Source organism: Sporosarcina sp. 6E9 (assembly GCF_017921835.1).
Classification (GTDB): domain Bacteria; phylum Bacillota; class Bacilli; order Bacillales_A; family Planococcaceae; genus Sporosarcina.
Genome location: NZ_JAGEMN010000001.1, coordinates 203,598 through 223,400, shown reverse-complemented (window position 1 = coordinate 223,400; position 19,803 = coordinate 203,598). Strand labels below are relative to the sequence as shown.

Here is a 19,803-nt window from a genome sequence, read left to right as displayed (position 1 = left end):
GTGTTTTTTGTTGTTATAGTGTGAATATAGCTAGTTTTAAGTCAGACATTTCTTCAATCGAATACTTAATACCCTCTCGACCTGTGCCACTGTTTTTTATACCACCATAAGGCATTTGATCAACTCTAAAGGTTGGAATATCATTGATAATAACACCACCGACTTCTAATTTTTCGACAGCATCAAAGGCTTTATCAACATTTGTCGTATAGACACCAGCTTGAAGTCCATATTGAGAATCATTTACCTGATTTATTGCTTCATCCCAATCTGAGTAGGGGTTCACTGTAACAATCGGAGCAAATGCCTCATGACATGAAATTGAGAGACTTGAATCTACATCGGTGATAACAGTTGGTTCTAAAACTGCACCTTGTCGTTTACCTCCACAGATAATGTTTGCGCCGAACCTTCTTGCATCCTCTAACCATTCCTCTACTCGTATAGCCTCTTTCTCGTGAATCAATGCGGAAAGATCCGTTTCAATTTCTTTGGGATCACCAATTTTCAATTCACCCGTCAGTTCTATGAAACTTTTCATAAAGTCATCTAGCAAAGTTTCATGGATAAAAATACGTTGTATTGAAATACAAACCTGTCCTGAATACGAGAAAGCTCCTTCAACACAGCGTTTCGCAACATCCACAATGTTATCTGCGCTATCTATAACAACCGCTGAGTTAGAACCGAGTTCAAGAATAACTTTTTTCAATCCAGCTAACTGTTTTATTTTTAAACCTACCTCGAAACTACCAGTAAAAGTAACCAATTTCACATCAGGGTGAGTAACTAGCAGATCACCAATCTCGCCTCCTTTTCCAATGACTAGATTTAATGCTCCTGGTGGAAGTCCCGCCTTTTCAAATATTTCTGCAGTCAATATAGCGCTAAGTGGCGTCTGCGAAGCAGGTTTAAGTACAACTGTATTTCCAGCGGCAAATGCAGGTCCCAACTTATGAGCAACTAGGTTAAATGGAAAATTAAATGGAGTGATAGCAGCTATGACACCTACGGGTTCTCTTTTAGTAAAACCAAAACGACCCTTACCACCCTTTGCCGCATCCAATGGTACGGTCTCTCCTCCAATTCGTTTCGCTTCTTCAGCAGCAAATTTATACGTTTCGATTGTTCTTTGGACTTCTGCTCTTGCATATTTTATCGGCTTAGCATTTTCTTTCACCAAAACTTGTGCACATTCTTCGAACCTTTTTTCAAATTCCAGTGCCACTCCTTCTAAAATTTCCGAACGTTCTAAAGCTGACAATCGTCTCATTTGTAGTTTCGCCGCATTAGCACTGTCAATCGCTTTATAAACATCGTTTTTATCCGCCATTGGGATTCGTCCCAGTACTTCCCCATTAAATGGAGATTTTAAATCATAAAAATTCTTGCCGCTTTGCCAAACACCATTGATAAATAATTTTTTTTCAAAAGTCATGATTCAAATTCACCTACGTTCCCGTTATAAGCATTTTTATAGATTGCCAAGATTTTTTCTTGTGACAGCCGATATGGCGTATTTGCAAGAAGTCGATTCACTTTTGACGCTTGTTCTGCTAATAATGGCAGCGATTCTTCGGTAACATCCAATTCTTTAAGAGATGTAGGTAAATTGAGTTCTTCAAGTAAGCCAAATAGGTAATCAACAACGGTATCTAATGCTTGATATCGATTACTACTAAAATCTCCTAACTGTAAAAATGATGCAACGTTTACCATTTCATTTACACATGTCTTTCCAATAACCTTAAATACAAATGGCATTAACAACGCATTTGCTACTCCGTGTTCAATGCTATATGTTCCTCCCAATGGATACGCGAGTGCATGAACCGCTCCAACTCCTGCGTTCGCAAGTGTTACTCCCGCAAGGACACTGACCCAACTCATACCACTTCGTGCCTCAATATCTACTCCATTATGAACCGCTTTTGTAATATAAATTGGAAATAGTTTCATAGCCTTTTCAGCGTAAATCTTTGTCAACGGAGTCGCATTTACTGATATATACGATTCAAGCGCGTGTGTAAAAGCATCTATACCGGATGCAGCTGTGACTGTTGGCGGGCAGGAAATTGTTAATTCCGGATCAATAATTGCTATATCAGGTAACAGAGCAGGACTGACAATACCTCTCTTCACCCCTTGTTCTTTATCGCCAAAAATAGCATTCATTGTTACCTCCGAGCCCGTGCCAGATGTTGTCGGTAATAAGATACAATGTATATTACGACCCTCTATCGTTTGAGCTCCGCTTAAATAAGGTATTAATTCCTCTTTATCCCCTAATGCAGCAGCTACTTTGGCAACATCTAAAGCGCTCCCACCACCAATTCCTATAACTAAATCGCATTGTTTTTCTTTTACCATCTTGGATGCTTGCTCAACCAGCTGAAAAGAAGGCTCGCCTTCTAATTCAGTAAATGTAGTAATAGTAATTCCAATCGGATCTAGAAGATTAATAACTTTTTGGACTAGCCCTACTCTTTCAAGTCCTTTGTCACTAATAATACAAACTTTTTTCACCTTTAACTTTTCAATTTCTTCTTTAATAGATGATATTGCTCCATTTCCAAAGCGAAGCACACCTGGACTTCTAAAATCTTGAAAGTTATATTCCTTATCGTTTCCTAGCTTTACATCAGTATGTATCTTAACCATTTCATTTCCCCCCTTTTTTTGAATGCGCATTCAAAATGCGTTAAAATTAATCACCAAACAGTCCAACCTCCATCAACAATTAAAGTTTGACCAGTAACCATATCTGATGCATTTGAAGCCAAATAAATAATGGCTCCGAAAAGATCTTCTGTTTTAGCTAGTCTTCCAAGAGGAATTCTATTTAACACTTCATCTTTAAACGCTTGATCTTCAAACATTGCTTTTGTCATTGGTGTTTCAATAAAAGTCGGTGCTAATGCATTCACATTGATATTGTTGGGAGCCCACTCGATTGCAAGCGCTTTCGTTAGTTGGGTAATTCCACCTTTACTTGTTGAATAGGCACTTCTATTGTAATAACCGACAAACGCCATCTGAGAAGACATATTAATTATTTTTCCTCTGTCGCGCTCTTTCATATACTTACCTACGGCTTTAGTAGTAAAGAAAACGCTTTTTAAATTGATATTCATAATTAAATCCCAGTTTTCAATAGTAACTTCTTCAGCCGGCTCGGGAATATTTATTCCTGCATTGTTAATTAATATATCAATTCTCCCAAAATGTTTGTAAATACGATTTATCACTTCTTCGATTTCATTCGTATTTGTTAAATCAAGTGTTATTGGCAAAGACTTTCTTCCTAACTTTTCAATCTCGCGAGAAACATCTTCTAATTCTTCTTTATTCCTTGCTATTAAAGCAATGTTTGCACCGCAATCTGCCAATAATAGGGCGATTTCTCTTCCAATTCCTTTGCTTGCACCTGTTACAATCGCTGTCTGATCAGTTAAATCGAAGTAGGATTGTATATTAAATCTACCCATGGTTAAACTTCCTCCTTACTCACCTTTACTAACTGAACCTAGTAAAAACATTTCATTATCTATTATTCCTAATTTGAGTATTCATTCCTGTTGATTTTCGAATTAGTAGTTCTGGCTCTAAGGTAATTTGTATTAATTGATCACTCTTCTTATCAATTATCGCTATTAGTTCTTTTAATACTAATGACGCCATCTTTTTCTTTTGTTGAGAAATTGTACTTAGACCAATATAGGGACTACTTGCTATATCTATGTTGTCGAATCCGATAATCGATATGTCGTACGGTATATGAAGGCCATTCTGTGCAGCGGCATCCATTACTGCTAGTGCGATATGGTCCGTAGAAGCAAAAAAACTTGTAGGTCGATTTTGATTCCGCATTAAATCCAGTGAAAACTGAAATACCTTATCAAAAGAAAGTTCGTTTTGATAGACCAAGCGTTTATCATAATCGATTCCATTTTCTTTTAGAGCAGACTGGTAACCAAGAAACCGATCATTAAAAGTAGAATATGTACAAGGGCCCGAAATGTAAGCAATTCTTTGATGATTTAGCTGGATTAAATGATTCACAGCCATTTTAGCTCCCTGTTTATTGTCTACTACAACAAAGTTTGTATTCCTATCGTCATCAACTTTTCGATTGTAACAAATTATCGGGAAATTCAACTTAAATAACTCACTAATCTTTTTATTATCTTTTCTCACAGATGCAACAATAATTCCATCAACACGTTTTCCAATTAATGTTTGGATTGATCGGTCAAAACTACTTTCATCTGAATCAGTATCCACAATGATTACATCATAATCATAATCTCTTGCTTCTCTTAAGATAATATGCGCAGTTTCAGCGTAAAAGGGGTTTGAAATATTTCCTACGATTAAACCTATTGTCCGCGTTTTATTATTCGCTAAACTTCTTGCAATTTCGTCCGGTGTGAAACCTAGTTCATCTACCGCAGCAAGAACCCTTTCTCTCGTTGACTTTTTCACATGCGAATAATTATTCAATACTCTGGAAACAGTTGATTGGGAAACCCCTGCCCGTTTTGCCACATCATATGCATTTACTCTTTCTTTCATTTTGTATGACCCCATCTTAATATTTAATTTTTGAATGCGGATTCAAAAACGATATTGTTAATTAATTTAACACACCGCACAATGTGTTACAAGTCAGAATTTATTATTTACTCTAATATATCTAAAAATAGGGCTTTCGTATGGGTGCATTTCAATAATTCCCACTACTCTTATTACGGCGTCTCCAATTAATAATTAAACTTTTCTCAAATACACCTCGACCTCTATTCATTGTTTTATCATTTTATAAAAACACCTAAATTAAACCCCCATAAACGTTAGACTCCTACTAACATTTACGGGTTTGTTTTGTCGAAATATACAATTGACTCATCTATTTCTGTGCGTTACAAATGGCTGCTCCGTTTAATCTAGAGAATTGCTGATAAAGTAAATTAAATAGTTCCCTAGCTATTGGAAAATCAGGATCATCAAATTGTATGACCTATTGAAAATAATTGATAGCCATAATCCGATAAACGAATAGCAATAATTCATTTCTATGTTAAAAAACCTTCATTTTTCGATAATATATCGAATCTGTAGATGTTTAGCTAACCATTAAATCGCAGCGTGACCACCAAATACACTCGTTTTTAAGATACGTCTTCTTTCAGTAACTACTGCAGTTAAACGGTCAATTTCTGCTTGCAACGATTCAATTTCCGCCAACTCTTCCTGTATTTCTGCCCTAGAGATACTGTCACCAAGTTCGTAATAAGCGATTTCTTTCTCTACTTGTGAAATCTTTTGATGCCTTAACATCGCACCCGCAACTCCAGTTGCCTCTCGACCTTTTAATCGTTCACGTTCCGCATATAACTGTTGTAATTTTTTCATTAAAAACCCTCCAGAAATTTTTTCTAAATAAAAAACTCTTCCCAGTAGAGAGAAGAGTTTGCATACAAAAATTTCTCCTCATCATTCAGGTTCCCCTGTTGGATTTAGCACCTTACCACCTGGCAGGTTGCTGAGACTTCGTCGGGCCAATTCCCTCCATCTCTCTCAATAAGTTAAGAGTTTATTATTTAGTTCCTTGGAGTATACCACAACCGGAGTTTTCTGTCAATTGGGATTTAACGTTTCCCCGCGTAAAACTGACGGTGGAGTTCGCGAACTTCCTCCGCGAGTTCAGGAACCGGCCCATCTACTCTAGTATCACGAATAACATCTTCAATCGCCAGATTACGAACGCGCGATTGCGCTACGTCAACCCCCATTTCGCTCAACCACTGGACCAGTTGTTTGGACGAGCTGACATATACAATTCGACCTAAACCGACCCAACCGTGGGCCGCAGCACACATTGGGCAATGTTCACCCGAAGTGTACACTGTCGCCTGCTCTCGATCTTCCATCGTCATATTCTCGGCTGCCCAGCGTGCCAAAGCAAATTCTGGGTGTTGTGTGTGATCACCACTTCCAACGTGGTTATGATCTTCTGCAAGCACATCCCCGTTAGCTGACACCAGTACCGAACCAAATGGCTCGTCACCTTTTTCTAGCGCTACGTTCGCTAGTTCGATGCAACGTCGTAGATGCTTCAAGTCTGTATCATTTATCATAAATAATCCTCCTAGTAGTGTTTTTTTGATTGCCACAAATTAGCAGGAGCGAATCACCATGTAAATTCAAGTATAACATTAGATATTTTTGAAGTGCCAAGTATAACGTATTGAAAATTGCAACTCTATTTCACTTGCAAATTCACAAGATTACATGTAGAGTCGTAGTAATTAAACATACTCTTATTTCAAACTTGAAATAAGGATAGAGGCGCAAAAACCATTAGTACACAACTTGAGGATAATAGGATCCAGTGAAGGTTGTGAAAAGGGGAATTTGCCGAAGTGGAGAGAACCTTATTGTCTCGAAGCTGGTTCTGGGTTGAATAAGTCCAGGATTGTCATATAGGAAACTATATGGAGGGCTATCTCATGCAATGAAATAAATGATTATTTCAGAGCAACAACGAGCCCTCGTTGTTGCTTTTTTGCATTCATTTGCAAAATGCCCTTCTCCCTCTGTTTGATCAACAAAATAATTGATAGGATGTGGAGAAAGAATGAATTTCGGACAAATTGCAACAGCTATGGTGACGCCTTTTGACAGGCAAGGAGAAATCGATTTAGAAGCCACAAGAAACTTAATAGAACATTTAATTGAGAATGGAACGGATAGTTTAGTCGTGTCAGGTACGACTGGAGAATCTCCAACTTTAACGACCGAGGAAAAAGTAAAATTATTCAAATTCACAGTAGAAACAGTGAATGGCAGAGTGCCGGTTATTGCCGGAACCGGTTCGAATGACACAAGAGCATCCGTACAATTAACAAGATTAGCGGATGAAACGGGTGTCGATGCGGTAATGCTTGTGACGCCTTACTATAACAAGCCATGTCAAGAAGGACTTTTCCAACATTTTAAAACAATTGCATCAACCACTACTTTACCAATTATGCTTTATAACGTACCTGGGCGATCGGCTGCCAGCATCGATGTCGATACAGTCGTTCGTCTATCGGAAATTCCAAATATTGTAGCTATCAAAGATGCAAGCGGCGATTTAGATGCGATGTCTGAAATAATTGAGCGGACACCGAGAACTTTTTCTTTATACAGCGGTGACGACAGCTTAACAATTCCAGTACTAGCCATCGGCGGAGCAGGCGTAGTATCGGTCGCATCTCATATATTAGGAAATGAAATGCAAACAATGATTCAGCATTTTAATAGAGGCTATATTGAACAAGCAGCTAGGGATCATAGAAAACTCGTGCCGGCAATGAACGCACTCTTTGCTGCCCCAAGCCCATCACCTGTAAAAGCAGCTCTAAATTTAAAAGGGATCCCAGTTGGCAGTACGCGCTTACCAATGATTCCGTTGAATGAAGAACAATTGCTTTCACTGAAACACGCTATAAACTGCTTTGAAGAAGCGACAATCTGATAAAACTCAAAGTATTTTTATTATAAATAAAATGCCAGTCACACAGCATTTCATGTTTGAGTGACTGGTACTACTGAACTGTATAAGAGGAAAAACCTCAGAATGCCAAATGAGGTATGAATCTAAATTACATATATTCTACGGAACCCAAAAACTTAAATTTACTGTTATTAATTATGGTTTCTTTATTATTTCCTTCATATTTAAAGTCATATAATAGAATAACCACATTGTATTTTTCTTGTAATCTGTCATTACAGACTATCAAAAACTTAGGTATTATAACTTCATCATAAGAAAACCCCTCTAAAAGCCGACTAAGTAGGTTATCTCCCACATCGTGAAATTCAGCTTCTCTAATAGCATCGTCATACCTCTTAATACCAAAACTTTGTGCAAACTTTGATGGAATAAAATCGCCTTTCTCTGTATAAAATATTTCTAGTAATTTTTCCAATTCCACTGAAGAATTGGCTTTCCCTCCCCATAATGAGACAAACCCTTCCTTTTGCATAAGCTACCTCCACCCTCTAGTGCTACATCAGAACCGCAGGATTCCCCCACACCTATTTACCAATACCCTTACAACTACTTTTTGCACTTGCTTTAGTCGTTCATTGCCATAACTATCTTGGGGATCTCACTTAACCAAGGTACAAAACCGAGAATTAGTGAATAAATATAATGTATCTAGTTCTTTTTTGCTCCCTACTACATTCCAATTATAGCTCTTTAATGTTTGGAGTAAAAAACATGACACGATTGGTCATTTCCTCGGATCATACAAATTAAAAAGGAGATATATTTATGAAGATTACTGAAGTCAATGTGTACAAAATGACAATGAACATGCGACATCCATTTACCACAAGCTTTGGTACGCAGCAACTGAGAGAGTTTGCATTAGTTGAAGTGAAAAGCGACAATGGGATTACCGGCTGGGGCGAATGCGTGACAATGAAAGAACCCCTATACATTGAAGAATTCACAGATGCTAGTCTACTCATGTTGGAAAAATTTCTTATCCCAATCGTTCTTAATAACGACATTGAACATCCGGACGACTTAGAAAAACTCTTTAAACCATTTAAACGCAATCATCTAGCCAAATCATCCATAGAAGGCGCGATATGGGACTTATACGCGAAAGAAAATAATCTGTCACTCGCCCAAGTATTGGGTGGCAAAAAATCTTCAATTGAAGTTGGGATAAGTCTAGGGATTGAAAAGAATATAAATGATTTACTCACGAATATTCAAGAAAGAGTCGATGAAAATTATCGACGAATTAAAGTGAAAATAGCCCCCGGCAAAGACATTCAAATTGTAGATAGCATTAGGCAAAAGTTTCCCGATATCTCTTTAATGGTAGATGCGAATTCTGCCTATACATTAAAAGACGTGGAAACATTAAAAAAACTTGATCAATTCAACTTGATGATGATTGAGCAGCCATTAACAGCTGGGGATTTAATCGATCATGCAAAATTACAAAAAGAAATCGATACCCCCTTCTGTCTTGACGAAAGTATCTATTCTTATGATGACGCTAGACAAGCGATCGAACTGGGAAGCTGTAAAATAATAAATATAAAGATTGGAAGAGTCGGAGGCTTAACGCAAGCGAAGAAAATTCATGATTTATGCCAGGAAAATAATATCCCATTATGGTGCGGCGGAATGCTTGAGTCAGGCGTTGGACGTGCACATAATATTGCGATTACATCTTTAGATAATTTCATATTACCAGGAGACACGGCAGCTTCCTCAAGGTATTGGCATAAAGACATTATAAAACCTGAGGTAGTTGTTGAAAACGGCAGACTTAAAGTACCAGAAGGCTTAGGAATTGGTTATGAAGTAGATATGGAAGAGGTGTTAAAACATACAACTGAAAAACTCACCTTTAAATACAATGCTTAATTTTGAAGTGTGGCGCTAATCTCCCCTACTCGAAATGGGCGCAGATCTTTACAAAGGAATCGCGCCCGATTGCGACACAGTGAAACTTGGTCTTTGAGTCATTAAGAATGCATTATTAACAAATCTTCTGGCAAGTTGCCCTTCATCTGAATTAATTTCAACTCTGTTGGCATATCTCTTCCGTACTCCTTGCACAATTCTTCAATTTTTTCGATATCATCATTTATGATATTTAATACCGTAAACTGTCGTTCTGTAGACACATCAAGTCGTTCGTTTCCATTCCCCACCGCATCATTCACTTTATGAGACTCTACACATTTATTATTTATTAAATAAAAGAAACTGCTCGATATCATACCTTCTTCACATGATCCATATAGATATACTTTATATCTGCTTGCAACCCACTAAATATGCAAGGGTAAACACATTCCCTATCTCACCCTCTGGTTCTATATCATGAATCCAAAAATATATCTTATCCTCTTAAAAGACAAATTGCCAATCAAGGTTTCAAGATCTAGTAATTCAGTTAGAAGTATGACTAAAAATCAAAAATTTGGTAAGTAACTGACCCTTTATTGCCGTCTACTAATGCACCACCAGGTTCGTATTCACCGATTGATATCATGACTAAGTAATCGCCATAACTAATTTGACCAAATGCAGAATAAAGGCCGGTATCCTCATCCACTTCTTCCGCTAAAATCCCATCAGGATCAATAGCTGCGATTTCTTTATTAAAGCGGGCAACCATTGCCGGAATATCAGCCTCCGACGCCTCCAAAACGACAGACCGCATTGCTCCTCCGTCCATATCCAGAATCACTATAAATTCGCTTGGTCGCGGCAACCATTCAGGAAAATCTTGAACTTCTGTTTCTCGCTCCACAAGTCCCTCAAAATCCACTTCATCACTTTTTTCTTGAGTATCTACAGGTACTTTCTTGTCAGGTTCATGAACTTTTTCTACTATTTCTTGCGGAACAAACGTTTTCATGCAACCTGACAGAAGCAACCAGACCATCGATAATGCTCCAAACATGTAAAATGTTCGTTTCAACATAATTTGACCTCCTACCCATTTTCTATTAGTTTATGAGCCGAAGGTTAAGATAGGGTTAAATCGCTGACGCAAGAATTACTAAACCATCATACCTTGCTCGCTTTCCTTGATTAAAAAACAAAAAACAGACGATCGCTAAAAGTTAGCGAACACCTGTTTAATCGAAAACGCTCCTAATCGTGTTCAAAGTTGCTCAGATTGCGAGTGAACATATTCAAATAGTAAAGGCACATTGCTATATTGTTCTAAGGAAGCCACACTTTGTGAAATCATCCCCCAACTTTCAAAATATGGATCGCCTCCAGTTACTGGCGGCATCAATTCGCGTAAAAATTCTTCAATCGGCATTTGTAACTGTTCAGCAAACTGTTCTACTTCGGGATACTTCGCGCCTTTTTCTGGATTCGCGTCGTTAAATAAAACATGTTCTAAATTTCTTGAAAAATAGAACATCCGGTAATTGATTTCATCAGAAAGGATTGTGTCTAATGCTTTCATCGCATTGATATTCTTGCCCCTTTCAAGATTTCTGGCCGCAATCTGCTTTTTTTGTTTGTCATGCGGAACTGTAATTTTATCCTGATGGTAAACCGTTAATTCTTTCTGGGTTTCATCAATGACAATTGCCTCTTCTGGAATAAAACATCCATCCATATCAATAATATGTAGCACACAAAATACATCTTCCGGACGAAATTTACTTTTCATCATAAATTCTTTTATCGTTTTCCCAATGACAGACTTGATGGGTTCGTCTGGTTTACTCAAATCGTATAAAATGTCCCCATGATGTATATGAAAACGAATATGATACTGATTAAATTGGTCACGTAACCGATTGTTTAACAAGACCTCCTCGCAGCTGCCTTCGACAATTAACAACACGACTTTCTTTCTATTCATTGTCATGTGCAATCCCCGCTTTTCTGAACGCTGTTTTAATATCATACAAGTTTGTCTCCGCATAGATTGCTTCTTCTTGACCGCCTAATTGCACGGCGCGTAAATAAACGTCGCGTGCATTGCTTAACCTCTCAACGCCTTTTAATTGGTGATATCTATCGTTTTCGTTAAGCGTCGTAAACCATAAGTTTTGAATTGGCAGCACCTCTACGATACGTAAATTATGTGAAGTGAAAAATAGCTGCCCCATCGCATTTTCATTTAAAACTTCCAGTATTTCGCCGAGTAAATACTCAAAAATACCCGCGTCAAGCTCATCAATGACAACACATGCATTCGGATTGTTGTAGACAGCAATGAGCGTGCTTAAAATAGAAATAATCTTCAACGTACCTTCCGATTCACTCCGTAGCGGCAGTTCGATTTCTCCTTTTCTTGAAAGAAACTCGAAACGAACGCCTTCATTTCCATCACTTAACGTTTGCTTATTGATCTGCCTAATCTTTATTTGAAGACCTGGAATAATGGTCTGCAACACAATATTCGTTTGACTTACCACTTGGTCAAGCGTTTCAAACAAATCCAACGGTAGCACCATCATGTCTTGCATCTCATAGGGGATAGATCCGCGCTTCTTTTCCAAATGAACGCTGAAAGGCATCACTAGATTCGCAATGAGCAAACCATATTGAACTGTGTCAATGACGTGTAAATCTCTATTAAAATCAATCGAAAGATTTTTCACCAGCTCAATTTCATACGCTTCCAATAAACCTTCAAATACTTCCCTTAATTCTTCCCGGAACACAAATGAGGTGGCGTTACTAACAGCCATTCGTTTCGCGACCATCACTGAGATTCGTTCTGCTTCATTCATTTCCTCAACTTTTTTATTTCGAATCAAAATCCCATTTTCATTCTTTGAAATTAGAGATTTAAAAGACGTATCTTCCTTATTTTCTCGGTATGCGACTTCTTCTTCTATGACTTGGTATTTTGTTCTCCCAGGCGATAAAGTAACGCGATAGTCAACAAAGAATTCACCAAATCGATTTTCTACAATGAATCGGAACACCAACCCAATGGCTTTTTCATTAAAATAAAGTAAGTTAGATCTAAGTTTTGGAAGTGAGGCATCATGACGAGCTGACAATAAAACCTGTAACAAATTAAACGCTTCCACAGCCGCTGTTTTTCCAGAACCGTTTTGTCCATAAAACCCAATGACGTCTGCTTTCTCCAACAGACCGAAATGTGAATTTGTATGAAACACACCTTTTCTTACATTTTTCAGATTCGTAATTTCTACATGGATGACTCTGATGATACTTGTCATGCCGAACACTCCTCTAATAGGTAGGGAATTTGAACTTTTACTAGTTAATATGGCTCGAAGGCGATAAGTTATTCATATCCCCTTCTCATTTTATGCCATGTTAGTAAATAGACTGAATAACTTCTCCCGCGGGTAACTAACACTTAGAATTCAACTTTTTATTGTCACATTAATCTGTTCCAATGGCTTCCGTTCCATCCCGGAATATGATTAAATGAGAGTATACTAAGTCTTCAATTTTTTCACCATTGTATCGACCTTACTCGAAGCAGAAATGATGCTCAATTATCTTTCAATCGGGATTGAAAAGGAGATAGGGAAAATGAATGATTATAAAAACATTCTAGTCGCCGTAGATGGTTCAAAAGAAGCTGAAAATGCTTTTAGAAAATCAATCGAGATTGCAAAACTTAACCACGGGTCAATGTTACATATCGCCTATGTCATCAATTCATATTTGATTCTAGAAAATGATTTCCCAGCTTTTGAACGAGAAAAGCAACTGTCAGAAAACCTACTAAATCGTTATCAATCAATTGCTTTGGATGAAGGTATTACAAACATTGAAGTGCTAATCAAACACGGTTCTCCTAAAAAGTTGATCGCCGAAGAGCTTGCTTCCTTAGTAAATGCTGATTTAATCGTGTGCGGTGTAACTAGCATAAAAGATGCCGAACATTTCTTCCTCGGCTCTGTATCGCAGTATGTCGTTCAAACAGCTGCATGTGATGTTATGATTGCCCGTACTGATTGATCTATGTAAAGTGCTGTGTGCTTTTTATATCTCCAGTTAAAAAGGGTATCGACAAAGTGTTATACAGTCGATATCCCTTTTGCGCTTTATGCAAGTAAAGCCATCTCTAAACATTGGTGGTTGGATGGCTGCTATTAGACATAAGATTCTTCAACCGCCCTCCCTAATTGGCTTTTCTTATAAACCCGATTCCATTTACCTTCTTAGTCACCGTTTCTGGATTTCCACTGTAATTTATCCCCCCTATTCCTTCTACCGTTGCATCTAAACTATTGGAAGCATATACACTACTAATCCCAGCTCCTTCTAGTTTAATTGTCATATCCTTTACCTCCATTTCCTTTCCATGAAGTATAGAAGAGCCTTTTACAAGGATATTAGCGAATTCTGCATTTCCCGATAATGTTATATTGCCCGCACCTAAAAGATCTAAATTGAATTCCCCTACACCTTCACTTCTAATTTCACCACTGATTGCCGATTCAAATACCCCCTTAAACTTCTCGATAGAATCAACAACAATTTCCAAATTAAAATTACCTTGATCGACATAAATTGAATCTATTGGAACCCCCAATTTAATAACCAGATTGCCGCCTGTATTTAGATTCCTTTTATCACTGGTTATCTTAATCGTTTTTTCACCTTCATCTACTGAGACTGAAATAAATTTAGCATCAGTTCCAGTTACTTTGTACATTTCACCAAGATCTTTATCAAATACGATATCTCCTACTGGTTTGGACTTCTTATTTTTCACCTTGTTTATTGAAACAGAGTAACTCCCCATACCTACCTTAGGATTAGCATCAGCCTTAGAACATGCTGTTAACAAAACAGTAATAATAACCATCATAATTAAGAGTCTGTTTTTATATTTTTTCATGGTTTTACACCTTAGCAAGTTCATCACTTAATTTACATAGTGACAAAACTCTCCCTTTCGTCGTAATAATTCATCTATACTCCCCTTTTACAAACCTTTCCGTCTTTCCCACTTTCAATACGACTAATCTTTTCATACATCCCCCTCACTCCCATAACTTTCAGAATTGCTAGACACGTCATCACTCTTAATACGCTTTAACAAACGATTAGTTTCATTAATTAGAAATAAAAAGCACCTGACCTTTTTTATGAATAATTACCTAAACAATTTCGAATCTATTTAGTTTTACTTCATAAACTCTTCAAATATTTTACGAAATGACATTCTATCCGTTATAGTAGACTTATGATCATTGATTCAGGGAAGGTGATATTCTATGGGGAAAATTTCATTAGCGGAAGCTGTAAAATTAAAGAGTGTTTTAACCAAACGAATTCATGAACTTGAAGAAGAAGTTAGACGGGTTGCTTTTACAACGATTGAAAAAGGGGCATCTCCTGAATTAGGACCACGGACACTTTCTATTGTAGAGACTGAGCTAGAAACAGTACGTTTGGATGCAAGAATATTGGATCGTCTGATGTACCGCGCTAATATTGACCATACAATAGAATTTAAAGGTGAGGAAATTGCGATTGTAGAAGCGATTGAACTTGCAACTCAACTTCGTGCAAAGGCACGTTTATACAAAGAGTTATCATTTTCACCTAAAGAGGAAATCCAGTTCAGTTATGCAGAAACAACGCCTGTTTATCGGGTGGCCTTGTTTAACCCTGAAGATTATCGTTTAAAAGCATTACAAGCTGAAAAAGACGCACATAAATTATCAAATTTAATCAATGCCAAAAACTATGCGATTCAAGTAAACTTTAATGATGAAAATTATTTCTAACCTTGAATGAGTGAGACTCTTATTCAAGGTACAGAAGGAAACTTTACAATTTAAATGCAGGCCAAACCCATCACCTTTAACCATTTACCTTGTAACCAATGACCCATCACTAACTAAGGCAATGGCAATTCCACCGTTAGTATTATGTTTCATCTGGTTTCCTTCTGTAGAAGCGGTGTTGCCCAGAGAGTCATCTTATCGACTTTCGGGCAACACTTTTTTAATCGGACCATATTTCCTTGACATAAATTTCTAAAGACTATACATTGAATACAAATCTAATATATTCACTAGGGGTGTTTTTTTAACTGAGATGAGTATTAACTCAAACCCTTTGAACCTGAACTAGTTCATACTAGCGTAGGAAAGTGTAAACTCTAATACATAATTAAAGGGTGATTATGCCTAATTTTCATGTATAGTCATTTGTTTTTACGCAACTTTCCTATGGGAAGGTTGCGTATTTTTTATTTTAAACTAAAAACATAGGAGTGGTTAGAATGACTAGAACAGTTTTAGTAACAGGGAGCAGTAGAGGTTTAGGCGCATCGATTGTAAAGACATTGGCAAAACAAGGCTTTCAAGTGGTTATCAATTACTATCAAAGTGAAGATGCCGCTGAGAAGCTCGTTTCTGAGATTGGTGAAGCGCATGCGATTGCAATTCGAGCTGATGTAACAAATCGTAGTGAAGTAGATGAAATGATAAATAAAGCAACGGAATATTTTGGTCAAATAGATGTTGTCGTCAACAATGCATTAGTAGACTTCAAATTTGATCCAAACAAACAGAAACCGTTCACCGAACTCACTTGGGATGATTATCAAAAACAACTGGATGGTACTTTGAAAGCAGCATTTAATATAGTTCAAAGCGTCATACCTCAATTTATCGAACGACAAAATGGAAGCATTATAAGCATAGGGACTAATTTATATCAAAATCCGGTCGTCCCCTACCACGAATATACAACGGCTAAAGCTGGATTAATAGGTTTTACACGTAATATCGCTTCCGAGTTAGGAACACATGGGATAAAAGCAAATGTAGTTTCAGGCGGATTATTAAAAACGACCAACGCAAGTGCTGTTACAACACCAGAAGTATTCGATTTAATTGCCCAATCAACGCCATTGAAGAAGGTGACGACACCTCAAGATGTAGCCAATATGGTCGCCTATTTATCTTCGGAATATGCGGACGGTATTACAGGTCAAAATTTCACAGTAGATGGTGGTTTGACAATGAACTAGTCGCATAAATTGATAGTCTTTCAAAAACGGAGTATGCAAGACGCTTAAAAATGATGATTTTGGGGTGCAACTAATGACGAAAACTAAAGATAAACAACTACACTTAGGTGTTTTGCTGTATGGATGTGGACATCATCAAGCTGCTTGGTTAATGCCTGACTCTAGCGTTGAACGTATTGGAGACATTTCTTATTATCAATCTTTAGCACAGTTAGCGGAAAAGGGTTATTTTGACGCAGTCTTCTTTGCTGACAATCAATCTTTTCCAGCTAAAGATGCTAGTGATATGCCCGCATTTTGGTTTGATCCAATCGTCAATTTAACAGCTATTTCTCAAGTGACAAATCATGTGGGATTGGTTTCAACAATTTCAAGTACTTTTTCTAATCCTTTCACAGCTTCACGACAACTATTAAGTTTAGACCATATTACAAAAGGACGTGTTGGTTGGAATCTTGTTACGTCAATGACTGATTTAGAGGCGTTAAATCATAGTATGGAAGAACTGCCTGCTCATGACAAACGCTATGAGAAGGCAGATGAATTCGCTGCTTTAATGAATAAATTATTTCTTTCATGGGACAGCCATGAGTTTCTGCATCATCGAGAAGACAAAAAATTGATAAATCCATCAAACATTCAACCTGTTCATCACGATGGACCCTATTTTAAAGTAAATGGCCCCTCCACCACGCCAAAAAGTCCGCAAGGCAAACCAGTAGCCATGCAAGCAGGGGCTTCTAAACAAGGCATTGCATTAGCCGCAAAATATGCCGATGCAGTCTATTCCGTGTCATGGAACTTGAAGCAAGCAAAAAAGTTTCGTGAAAAGTTAGATGAACAAATTAAACAAAGCGAAGACAGCAATAGACATATTAAAGTTTTTCCAGGTTTAGTCACATATGTAGGTCATACTCATGAAGAAGCATTAGCCAAAAAAGCAGCATTAGATGAGCTATTGCCTCTTGAAACAGCTTTAAAACAGTTGAGTTTCTTTATCCAACAAGACAGTTCTCATTGGGAAATTGATAAAGAAGTACCTCAATTACCCCCAGTAGAAGAATTTACTGGTCCAGTTGGACGTTACGAAACGATACTAGAAATTATTCATGATACACAACCTACAGTAAGAGAATTATTAGGCTATTTGAATGCAGGCGGTGGACACCTCACACTGATAGGAACGCCCGCCGAAATTGTGGATCAGATGGAAATTTGGTTTGAAGCTGGTGTGGCTGACGGATTTAATCTTATGCCACCTACATTACCAGGTAGTTTAGAAGACTTTGTTGAACTAATCGTTCCTGAAATGCAAAAAAGAGGTATTTTCAGAAAGGCATACGACGGTCATACCTTCCGTGAACATTTAGGATTAACATAATAAATTATTATAAAATAATTGTCGATTGCCTGCTCAGTTATATGATCCTGATACGCATTTTTCGAATAAACAGCATAATGAAATCCCGCCAAATTTCATAAAGTTAGTTATGTAAGTGTTTTCAAATGACTTTTTTCTGTGACTAATCTCCCAAATCCCAAATATAAGGTTGACAATTTCCTCTTTTCTGTCTATGCTAATTCTCAATCAATTGAATTTACAAATTACTTTTACAACTGAATATACTCTTATTACGAGCGGCGGAGGGAATAGGCCCGATGAAGCCCGGCAACCAGCAGATGAATTTATCTGAAAAGGTGCTACATCCTACAGGTTTTCTAAACCTGGAAAATAAGAGGAGGAATTTTTCGGCCCTCTTCTTATGAAGGGGGCTTTTCTTTATCTTATGAATGCGTGGACCCTCATGTTGCAGAAGGATACGGAGACAAAGTTGCGCTGTTTGAATCATAAAGGAGTTGATTTGACTTTCAAGTTTATGTATTTAAGAATTTGATTTGCATAGGTGTCACACTAAAAAACTAGGAGGAATTATCATGAGTAAAGAAGTATTAGTTGCAAACAAAGAAGCATTGTATCAAAAATCATATTTTAATCGCATCGGTGAATTAAGCGAATTGGCGCCAGATGCTTTCAAAGCATTTGTACAGTTTGACAAGGCTGCGTTAGCTGAAGGAAAGTTATCGGTAAAGCTGAAAGAATTAATCGCCATCGCTGTCGCGCATACAACAGGTTGTCCTTATTGCATTGAAGTTCACGTGAAAGCAGGAAAATCAGAAGATGTGACAAAAGAAGAGTTGGCTGAAGCCATCCTAGTTGCCACTGCACTAAAAGCTGGTTCTGCACTCGCGCATGGCGTGAACGCATTAAATGCATACGATGAAACTGATGAAGAGGAGTTATATAAAGCGTCTTATTTCAATCGATTAAAAGAGTTTTCAGCACTCAACGGAGATGCATTCAAAGCGTTTGTCGATTTTGACGGACAATCATTGAAAGAAAGCGTGTTAAGCGTAAAGGAGAAGGAACTAATCGCAGTTGCTGTCGCGCACACAACGGGGTGCCCTTATTGCATCGACATTCATACGAAGGCTGCAAAGAAGGCCGGTGTCACTAAAGAAGAGCTTGCGGAGTCAATTTTGGTTGCCACTGCATTAAAAGCTGGTTCAGCTTTGGCACACAGTGTGAATGCGTTGAATGCATATGATTCTTGAGTTGTGATCAATAAGATTTAAATAGCCCTTGAAATACCCCTTCCCTGCTAAACTTTGCGGGACTGGGGTATTTTTCATCTTTTAAATTAGTCGTCTGTACTTGACGGAACATATATCATTTCCATTAATCATATCTCGTCAGTACGAGTTAGTTAGCGCTTTATTACACTGGGACCCCCCCTCTTTAAAATATGGTTTTAGGTAAACTTCATCGGATATTACTTTTTATCTCTTCAAACCACTTTAGAACGTCATTTGTGTGTACTAAATTATACTTGTATTCAGCTTGAAACCCGCCACTCTTAGCATCATATATTAATTTCAACTCTGTTGGCATATGTATTTTCTAATAATTAATAGAATCTACTTTTTGAAATGCCCCTCTAGTTGTCTCATCCATTGGATAAAATGGGTTTAACTTTCCTTTATAAGAATGTAGTGGAGCTCTTTTAGCATTACTGATATTATGTTACCTAGTTGAAGCTTCATATAATGGTCCAACACCTTTTTGTTGTGAATGATGCAATGTTGCAACACTACCTGCATCATCAAGAATAGGAGCAAGTCCGTATTTCTCAGATTCTTCCTTATTCGACAGAATCCAAGTATGTCCTTTCTATTCCTCTATTCCTTGTTTTTTTAATGC

Annotated in this window: 18 protein-coding genes, 2 pseudogenes and 4 riboswitches; of the genes and pseudogenes, 7 read left to right on the top strand and 13 right to left on the bottom strand. The window is 37.5% G+C overall.

Translation table 11 applies throughout. The features are described from left to right. Positions 1–13 precede the first annotated feature (13 nt). The 6 genes from J4G36_RS01320 to J4G36_RS01295 form a co-directional block, all read right to left on the bottom strand. Complete coding sequence (locus tag J4G36_RS01320) at positions 14–1,438, bottom strand: aldehyde dehydrogenase family protein (RefSeq protein WP_210468024.1); 1,425 nt, start codon at positions 1,436–1,438, stop codon at positions 14–16. Beyond that, positions 1,435–2,661, bottom strand: a complete 1,227-nt coding sequence (locus J4G36_RS01315) for an iron-containing alcohol dehydrogenase (RefSeq protein ID WP_210468023.1) — start codon at positions 2,659–2,661, stop codon at positions 1,435–1,437. Before J4G36_RS01315 ends, J4G36_RS01320 begins: the two co-directional genes overlap by 4 nt. A 50-nt stretch (positions 2,662–2,711) precedes the next feature. Next, the gene (locus J4G36_RS01310) at positions 2,712–3,488 is read right to left on the bottom strand and encodes an SDR family NAD(P)-dependent oxidoreductase (protein WP_210468022.1); all 777 of its coding nucleotides are present in this window, start codon (positions 3,486–3,488) and stop codon (positions 2,712–2,714) included. Between the two features lie 55 nt (positions 3,489–3,543). Next, entirely contained in the window at positions 3,544–4,575 is a 1,032-nt protein-coding gene (locus J4G36_RS01305) for a LacI family DNA-binding transcriptional regulator (protein WP_210468021.1), read from the bottom strand. 561 nt (positions 4,576–5,136) lie between these two features. Next, positions 5,137–5,415: a hypothetical protein gene (locus J4G36_RS01300; protein ID WP_210468020.1), complete on the bottom strand. Its 279-nt coding sequence runs from the start codon at positions 5,413–5,415 to the stop codon at positions 5,137–5,139. A 75-nt stretch (positions 5,416–5,490) separates the two neighbouring features. Beyond that, positions 5,491–5,590, bottom strand: a riboswitch (SAM riboswitch). A gap of 61 nt (positions 5,591–5,651) precedes the next feature. Continuing rightward, positions 5,652–6,140 carry a nucleoside deaminase gene (locus J4G36_RS01295; RefSeq protein WP_210468019.1) on the bottom strand — a complete coding sequence of 163 codons (489 nt, stop codon included), beginning with the start codon at positions 6,138–6,140 and terminating at the stop codon, positions 5,652–5,654. 198 nt (positions 6,141–6,338) lie between these two features. Further along, positions 6,339–6,516, top strand: a riboswitch (Lysine riboswitch). A 124-nt stretch (positions 6,517–6,640) separates the two neighbouring features. Between J4G36_RS01295 and dapA the strand changes: the two genes are divergently transcribed. Then, the gene (gene dapA, locus J4G36_RS01290) at positions 6,641–7,525 is read left to right on the top strand and encodes a 4-hydroxy-tetrahydrodipicolinate synthase (RefSeq protein WP_210468018.1); all 885 of its coding nucleotides are present in this window, start codon (positions 6,641–6,643) and stop codon (positions 7,523–7,525) included. 127 nt (positions 7,526–7,652) lie between these two features. Here the strand turns inward: dapA and J4G36_RS01285 are convergent, their stop codons facing one another. Further along, positions 7,653–8,039, bottom strand: a complete 387-nt coding sequence (locus J4G36_RS01285; RefSeq protein ID WP_210468017.1) for an immunity 22 family protein — start codon at positions 8,037–8,039, stop codon at positions 7,653–7,655. A gap of 293 nt (positions 8,040–8,332) precedes the next feature. Here J4G36_RS01285 and menC point away from each other — a divergent pair, with 293 nt between their 5' ends. After that, positions 8,333–9,448: an o-succinylbenzoate synthase gene (gene menC, locus J4G36_RS01280; protein WP_210468016.1), complete on the top strand. Its 1,116-nt coding sequence runs from the start codon at positions 8,333–8,335 to the stop codon at positions 9,446–9,448. 149 nt (positions 9,449–9,597) lie between these two features. On the opposite strand, the pseudogene J4G36_RS01275 reads toward menC, so the two are convergent. From J4G36_RS01275 to J4G36_RS01260, 4 genes and pseudogenes are all read right to left on the bottom strand, one after another. After that, positions 9,598–9,840 (bottom strand): annotated as a pseudogene (locus J4G36_RS01275) (DUF600 domain-containing protein); the annotation flags it as partial. A gap of 155 nt (positions 9,841–9,995) precedes the next feature. Beyond that, positions 9,996–10,517 carry a hypothetical protein gene (locus tag J4G36_RS01270; protein WP_210468015.1) on the bottom strand — a complete coding sequence of 174 codons (522 nt, stop codon included), beginning with the start codon at positions 10,515–10,517 and terminating at the stop codon, positions 9,996–9,998. A 183-nt stretch (positions 10,518–10,700) separates the two neighbouring features. Beyond that, positions 10,701–11,420: a hypothetical protein gene (locus tag J4G36_RS01265; protein ID WP_210468014.1), complete on the bottom strand. Its 720-nt coding sequence runs from the start codon at positions 11,418–11,420 to the stop codon at positions 10,701–10,703. Beyond that, positions 11,413–12,756 carry an AAA family ATPase gene (locus J4G36_RS01260; RefSeq protein WP_210468013.1) on the bottom strand — a complete coding sequence of 448 codons (1,344 nt, stop codon included), beginning with the start codon at positions 12,754–12,756 and terminating at the stop codon, positions 11,413–11,415. Before J4G36_RS01260 ends, J4G36_RS01265 begins: the two co-directional genes overlap by 8 nt. A gap of 322 nt (positions 12,757–13,078) precedes the next feature. On the opposite strand from J4G36_RS01260, the gene J4G36_RS01255 reads away from it, so the two are divergent. Then, positions 13,079–13,510: a universal stress protein gene (locus J4G36_RS01255; protein ID WP_210468012.1), complete on the top strand. Its 432-nt coding sequence runs from the start codon at positions 13,079–13,081 to the stop codon at positions 13,508–13,510. A 163-nt stretch (positions 13,511–13,673) separates the two neighbouring features. Here J4G36_RS01255 and J4G36_RS01250 read toward each other — a convergent pair whose 3' ends face one another. Then, entirely contained in the window at positions 13,674–14,396 is a 723-nt protein-coding gene (locus J4G36_RS01250) for a GIN domain-containing protein (RefSeq protein ID WP_210468011.1), read from the bottom strand. Positions 14,397–14,775: 379 nt separating this feature from the next. Here J4G36_RS01250 and J4G36_RS01245 point away from each other — a divergent pair, with 379 nt between their 5' ends. The 4 genes from J4G36_RS01245 (at position 14,776) to J4G36_RS01230 (ending at position 19,157) form a co-directional block, all read left to right on the top strand. Beyond that, a complete protein-coding gene (locus J4G36_RS01245) occupies positions 14,776–15,291 on the top strand; it encodes a hypothetical protein (protein WP_210468010.1) in 516 nt (171 codons plus the stop codon). A gap of 282 nt (positions 15,292–15,573) precedes the next feature. Next, positions 15,574–15,675, top strand: a riboswitch (TPP riboswitch). 116 nt (positions 15,676–15,791) lie between these two features. Continuing rightward, entirely contained in the window at positions 15,792–16,544 is a 753-nt protein-coding gene (locus tag J4G36_RS01240; RefSeq protein ID WP_210468009.1) for a 3-oxoacyl-ACP reductase, read from the top strand. A 73-nt stretch (positions 16,545–16,617) separates the two neighbouring features. Continuing rightward, positions 16,618–17,925 (top strand): LLM class flavin-dependent oxidoreductase, encoded by a 1,308-nt coding sequence (locus J4G36_RS01235; protein ID WP_210468008.1) that lies wholly within the window; start codon positions 16,618–16,620, stop codon positions 17,923–17,925. A gap of 245 nt (positions 17,926–18,170) precedes the next feature. After that, a riboswitch (SAM riboswitch) is annotated at positions 18,171–18,283 on the top strand. Between the two features lie 196 nt (positions 18,284–18,479). Next, on the top strand, positions 18,480–19,157 hold the full coding sequence (locus J4G36_RS01230) for a carboxymuconolactone decarboxylase family protein (protein ID WP_210468007.1): 678 nt from the start codon (positions 18,480–18,482) through the stop codon (positions 19,155–19,157). 208 nt (positions 19,158–19,365) lie between these two features. Here the strand turns inward: J4G36_RS01230 and J4G36_RS18425 are convergent. Further along, positions 19,366–19,494, bottom strand: a pseudogene (locus J4G36_RS18425) (DUF600 domain-containing protein); the annotation flags it as partial. Positions 19,495–19,803 lie beyond the last annotated feature (309 nt).